The sequence below is a fragment of the Mesorhizobium sp. M7A.F.Ca.CA.002.05.1.1 genome, from assembly GCF_003998335.1.
Lineage (GTDB): Bacteria > Pseudomonadota > Alphaproteobacteria > Rhizobiales > Rhizobiaceae > Mesorhizobium.
The window spans coordinates 1-5,135 of the sequence record NZ_RZQI01000411.1; the positions used below are offsets into that span (position 1 = coordinate 1).

General features: G+C 64.0%; 4 protein-coding genes and 1 pseudogene. All 5 read left to right on the forward strand.

The features are described from left to right. The first annotated feature begins 143 nt into the window (after positions 1-143). The gene (locus EN939_RS20140; protein WP_127269387.1) at positions 144-1,133 is read left to right on the forward strand and encodes a TIM barrel protein; all 990 of its coding nucleotides are present in this window, start codon (positions 144-146) and stop codon (positions 1,131-1,133) included. A gap of 42 nt (positions 1,134-1,175) precedes the next feature. Further along, entirely contained in the window at positions 1,176-2,228 is a 1,053-nt protein-coding gene (locus EN939_RS20145; protein WP_127269388.1) for a sugar ABC transporter substrate-binding protein, read from the forward strand. 68 nt (positions 2,229-2,296) lie between these two features. After that, positions 2,297-3,811: a sugar ABC transporter ATP-binding protein gene (locus EN939_RS20150; RefSeq protein WP_127269389.1), complete on the forward strand. Its 1,515-nt coding sequence runs from the start codon at positions 2,297-2,299 to the stop codon at positions 3,809-3,811. A gap of 9 nt (positions 3,812-3,820) precedes the next feature. Next, a complete protein-coding gene (locus EN939_RS20155) occupies positions 3,821-4,789 on the forward strand; it encodes an ABC transporter permease (protein ID WP_127269390.1) in 969 nt (322 codons plus the stop codon). After that, a pseudogene (locus tag EN939_RS20160) lies at positions 4,786-5,135 on the forward strand (MurR/RpiR family transcriptional regulator); the annotation flags it as partial. The gene EN939_RS20155 and the pseudogene EN939_RS20160, both read left to right, overlap by 4 nt.

A 5,135-nucleotide genomic window follows, 5' to 3' on the forward strand; every position in this document is an offset into this window, starting at 1 on the left:
CTCCAGGGCACCGGCCGGGAAACTGCCGGCTCCCTTTGCGCGCCTTGGCGGGTCCAGCCTGGTGGCCGCTTCGTAGCCTCTCAAAACAATAACTTTACAAATATCTTTATTTATGTGAAGTCATGACGATTGAAGGATCGATCATGACAGCCACTCGTTTCGCCACGCGCCTGAATTCCTTTGCCTCGCGACCGCACGCCGAGTGGCCCGATCTTACCGGCAAGCCGTCGCTGCTGCAGATGGCGGCGCGCGCCGCCAAGGTCGAGGGGCTTACCGATCTGGATCTCAACTTTCCTGACCATGTCAGGGAAAAGCCCACGGAAATTGCTCTGAAACTGGGCGATCTTGGGCTCTCCATCAATGGCTTTGCCATGCGCTACTACTCCAACCCCGCCTTCAAGCTCGGCGCTTTCACCAATCCGGATCCGGCGGTGCGTCGCGAGGCCATCGACCTGACCAAGGCCGGCATCGATGCCGTGCGTGAGGCCGGCGCCAGCCTGATGACGCTGTGGCTCGGCCAGGATGGCTTCGACTACGCCTTCCAGGCCGACTATTCGACGCTTTGGCAACACGAAATTGATGGGATTCGTGAAGTTGCGGCACATGATCCCGACTGTCAGATCAGCCTTGAATACAAACCGAACGAACCACGCTCCTACAGCCTGATGCCGGATGCGGCGACGACCTTGCTGGCGATCCGCGATGTCGGCCTGCCTAATCTCGGCGTCACGCTCGATTTCGCTCATGTGCTCTACGCCGACGAACAACCGGCCTTTGCCGCGGCCCTGGTGGCGCGTCACAGCAAGCTGCTCGGCGTGCACCTGAACGACGGCTACGCCAAGCGCGACGACGGCCTGATGGTCGGCGCGGTGCACACGCTGCAGACCATCGAGATGCTCAGGCAGATTCGCCGCGACGGTTACGCCGGCGCCATCTATTTCGACACGTTCCCCGATATGACAGGGCTCGATCCGGTGCGCGAGTGCGAAGTCAACATCGCCACCGTCAATCGCATGCTGCGCGTCGTCGACCGGCTGGAGCAGGACAATCGCCTGTCCGCCGCCATGGACAGCCAGGACGCGGTGACGTCGCAGGCCATCATCCAGGAAATCATGCTCGGGCCGGATAGCTGAGGCATCCGCGCCATCGCCGTTTTTCAACCAGGGAGGAATACAATGAAACTTCTGCTTGCCACCGCTACCGCCGCATTGATGGCGCTCTCGATCGGCTCTGCCTTTTCCGCCGACCTCGCGCCGCTCAATTCCGACACGGAAAAGGACCGCATCGACTGGTCGCAGGTCGAGGCCAAGTTCGGCGCGTTCCCCAAGCTGCCCGAAGGCACCAAGGCAGGCGCGGTCTCCAAGACGCTGACCAATGAATACTGGCGCTCGCTGGGCGAGGGCTACACGGCATTCGGCGCCAAGGTCGGCGTTCCCGTCGTCTATCAGGCAGCGCAGAGCGAGGGCGACCAGCTCGGCCAGCTCACCATCGCCGAAGGCCTGGTGACGCAGGGCTACAACGTGCTGCTCGTCTCGCCGCAGACGGATGCCAATCTGCAGCCGATCATGGAGCAGGCCAAGGCCGCCAACGTGCCGGTGGTCAATGTCAATGACGCCGTCATCCCGCAGGCCGAGCATTATGTCGGCAACGTCCAACGCGACAATGGCGTGCGCGTCGCCAAATGGTTCGTCAAGAATCGTCCGAATGGCGGCAAGGTCGCCATCGTCGAAGGCCAGGCTGGCGTCTATGCCGCCGTGCAGCGCACCGATGGCTTCAAGTCGACCATTACCGAGGGAGGCAAGTTCGAGGTTGTCGCCAGCGTTCCCGGCAACTGGGACCGCCAGACCTCCTATGACGCGGCCACCAACATCCTGCAGCAGCATCCCGACCTGATCGGCTTCTATGCCAACAATGATGGCATGGCGCTGGGCATCGTCGAGGCTGTCAAGGCCGCCGGCCTGCAGGACAAGGTTGCGGTCTTCGGCACCGACGGCATTTCCGATGCCTATGCCTCCATACGGGCCGGCGAACTGACCGGCACGGTCGACAGTTTCCCCGTTCTGACCGGCGAAGTGGCGTTGGAAACAGCTCTGCGTCTCGTCGCGGGACAGAAGCTGCCGCGCGTCGTCGCCACGCCCCAGGCGCTGATCACCAAGGACAATGCCGACCGCTATTCCGGCGCCGGCGCGCGCAAGGCGCTGCTCGAGGACGCGGCTGCGGGCCAGTAAGGCCAACCAACAGTGCCGGTCAGGGCAATTCGCTTCTGTCCGGCACCATGGCCCGGAGATAGAACTCGATGTCACCCCGGCTGCAATTCCAGGGCATTTCCAAGCTGTTTCCGGCCGTACGGGCGCTTGACGGCGTTTCGTTCTCGGTCGGGGCCGGTGAAATCCATGGCCTGCTCGGCGAAAACGGCGCCGGCAAGTCGACGCTGCTGCGCGTCCTGTCTGGCGTCTACAGGCCGACCGCGGGAAGCGTCCTCATCGACGGCAAGCCGGTTACACTCGCCAACCCGGTTGCCGCGCGCGCTGCGGGCGTCGCCATGATCCATCAGGAATTGCAGCAGGTGCCGCGCCTCAGCGTCGCCCAGAACATGTTCCTCGGCCATCCGCTGACGCGCGGCGGCATCTTCGTCGCCAGCAGAGAGCAGGAGCGCCGCGCCGCCGAGGCTCTTGCAGCCATCGACCCTTCCATCGATCCAGCCGCCCCGCTCGGCACCCTGAAGGTGGCGCAGCGGCAGATTGTCGAGATTGCCAGGGCATTGCTCGATCGCGCCCGCATCGTCGCCATGGACGAGCCGACATCGAGCCTGACGCCGAGCGAATTCGAACGGCTCGCGCAAGTCATTACAGGTTTGGCGCGCGATGGCGTCGCCGTCGTCTATGTCTCGCACAAGCTGGATGAGGTGTTCGGCATCTGCCGGCGCGCCACCATCATGCGCGATGGCGTCGTCGTCGATTCCGTCGATCTGAAAGACCTGTCGGAGAAAGCGGTCGTGGCGATGATGGTCGGCCGCGAACTGGCGCAGGAACACCATAATTCCCATGCCACGAACAAGGTCATGCTGAGCGCGCGTGGCCTCTCCTCGGCGACGAAGGTGCGCAACGTGTCGTTCGATCTGCATCGCGGCGAGGTGCTGGGGATTGCCGGCCTGGTCGGTTCCGGCCGAACTGAACTTTTGCGGCTCCTGGCCGGCGCCGATCGCGCCACGGCCGGCACCATTGCAATCGACGGCAAGGCGGCGCGCTTCGCCGGCCCGCGCGATGCGATTGCCGCCGGCATCGGCCTGGTGCCGGAGGAGCGCAAGCGCGAAGGCATCGTGCCGCTGCGCTCGATCACCAGCAACATGGCGCTGGCCTCGATGAACGTATTCGCGCCGCGCGGCGTCATCGATCACACCAGGCTGAAACAGGTGGCGGTCGACAGGATGAGCCGCGTCAATCTGCGCCCGTTCCTGCTCGACCGGCCGATCCGCCTGTTCAGCGGCGGCAACCAGCAGAAGGCGATCATCGGCCGCTGGCTGGCCGCGGGAACGCGCATCCTCTTGTTCGACGAACCGACACGCGGCATCGATGTCGGCGCCAAGGCGGAGATCTATCATCTGATCGAGGAACTCGCCGCCGAGGGCCATGCCGTGATCGTCGTCTCCTCCGAACTCCCCGAAGTGATCCGGCTTGCCGACCGCGTGCTGGTCATGCGCGACGGCACGATCGCGGCCGAACTCCACAGAGACGATATCAGCGAACAGGCGATCGCGGCGCACGCCATCCCACAAACGCAAACGCCGGCCGCGCAACAGGCAAGGCAGTAGGTGACGGATATGTCGGATACCACTCTGGTGCGACCACGCGCCGAATTCCTGCGCGGCGTTTCCATGCGCGACGCCGGCACGCTGATCGGCCTTGTCGTGATCCTGGCAGTATTCGGCACGCTGGTGCCCGGCTTCTTCGCCGAGCGCAACCTGATCAACATCCTGCAGCAGTCGAGCATCAATGCCTGTTTGGCGCTGGGCATGACGCTGGTCATCATCTCCGGTGGCATCGACCTGTCGGTCGGGCCGACGGCGGCACTCTCGGCCGTCATCTCGGCCTCTATGATGGTCGCCGGCGTGCCGTTTCCGTTGGCCATCGCCGCCGGCTTCGCCATTGGCCTTGCCTGCGGCCTCGTCAACGGCGTGCTCGTCGCCTATGTCGGGCTGCAGCCCTTCATCGTCACGTTGGGAACGCTCAGCACCTATCGGGCGCTGGCGCTGATCTACACCGGCGGCAATCCGGTGCTCGGCCTTCCGCCAAGCTTTCGCGCCATCTTCAACGGATCGCTGTTTGGACTGCCTCTGGCGGTCATCATCGTCGCCTGCGTGGCTGTCGTCGCCTGGGTCGTTTTGAAGAAGACGCCCTTCGGCGAATATCTGCTTGCCGTCGGCGGCAACGAGGAGGCGGCCTACATCGCCGGCGTGCCGATTGCCCGCACCAAGATCGCCGCCTACATGATCTCGGGCCTGCTGGCGGCGCTTGCCGCGCAGATCCTGGTCGGCCGGCTCGGCGCCGCCGAGCCCATCCTCGGCAATCTCTGGGAACTCGACGCTATCGCGGCTGCCGCCATCGGCGGCGCCTCGCTGATGGGCGGCAAGGGCAGCATCGTCGGCACCATCCTGGGCGCCGTCATCCTCGGCGCCATGCGCAACGGTTTGACGCTGATGAACGTCCAGTCCTTCTATCAGCTTCTGGCAACTGGTCTTATAATCCTCGCCGCGATGCTTATCGATCGCGTGACGAGGGGGCGTGGATGACCTTGAGCGGGCTGGACCTGAAAGCGGTAGGACCGCGCATCCGCATGATGATGCCGCATCTCACCCCGTTGGAGGCGAAGGTGGTGGAAACCGTCTTCGGCCGGCGCGGTTTCGACGAGAGCATTCCGCTGAAACAGATCGCCGAAGAGTCCGGCGTGTCCGAGGCGATGGTGGTCAAAATCGCCAAGAAGCTCGGCTTTTCCGGCTATCGCGACTTCCGCACCGCCGTCTATGAATACAGTCGCCTGCCGACCGCCGAGATGCACCAGGAACTGTCATCCGACGACAGTTCGGCCGAGATCGTGCAAAAAGTGTTTCGCACCTCCATCCAGGCGCTGGAGGAGAC

Coding starts and splice junctions, on each gene's coding strand:
- EN939_RS20140 (WP_127269387.1), top strand. CDS start 144: ATGACAGCCACTCGTTTCGCCACGCGCCTGAATTCCTTTGCCTCGCGA.
- EN939_RS20145 (WP_127269388.1), top strand. CDS start 1,176: ATGAAACTTCTGCTTGCCACCGCTACCGCCGCATTGATGGCGCTCTCG.
- EN939_RS20150 (WP_127269389.1), top strand. CDS start 2,297: ATGTCACCCCGGCTGCAATTCCAGGGCATTTCCAAGCTGTTTCCGGCC.
- EN939_RS20155 (WP_127269390.1), top strand. CDS start 3,821: ATGTCGGATACCACTCTGGTGCGACCACGCGCCGAATTCCTGCGCGGC.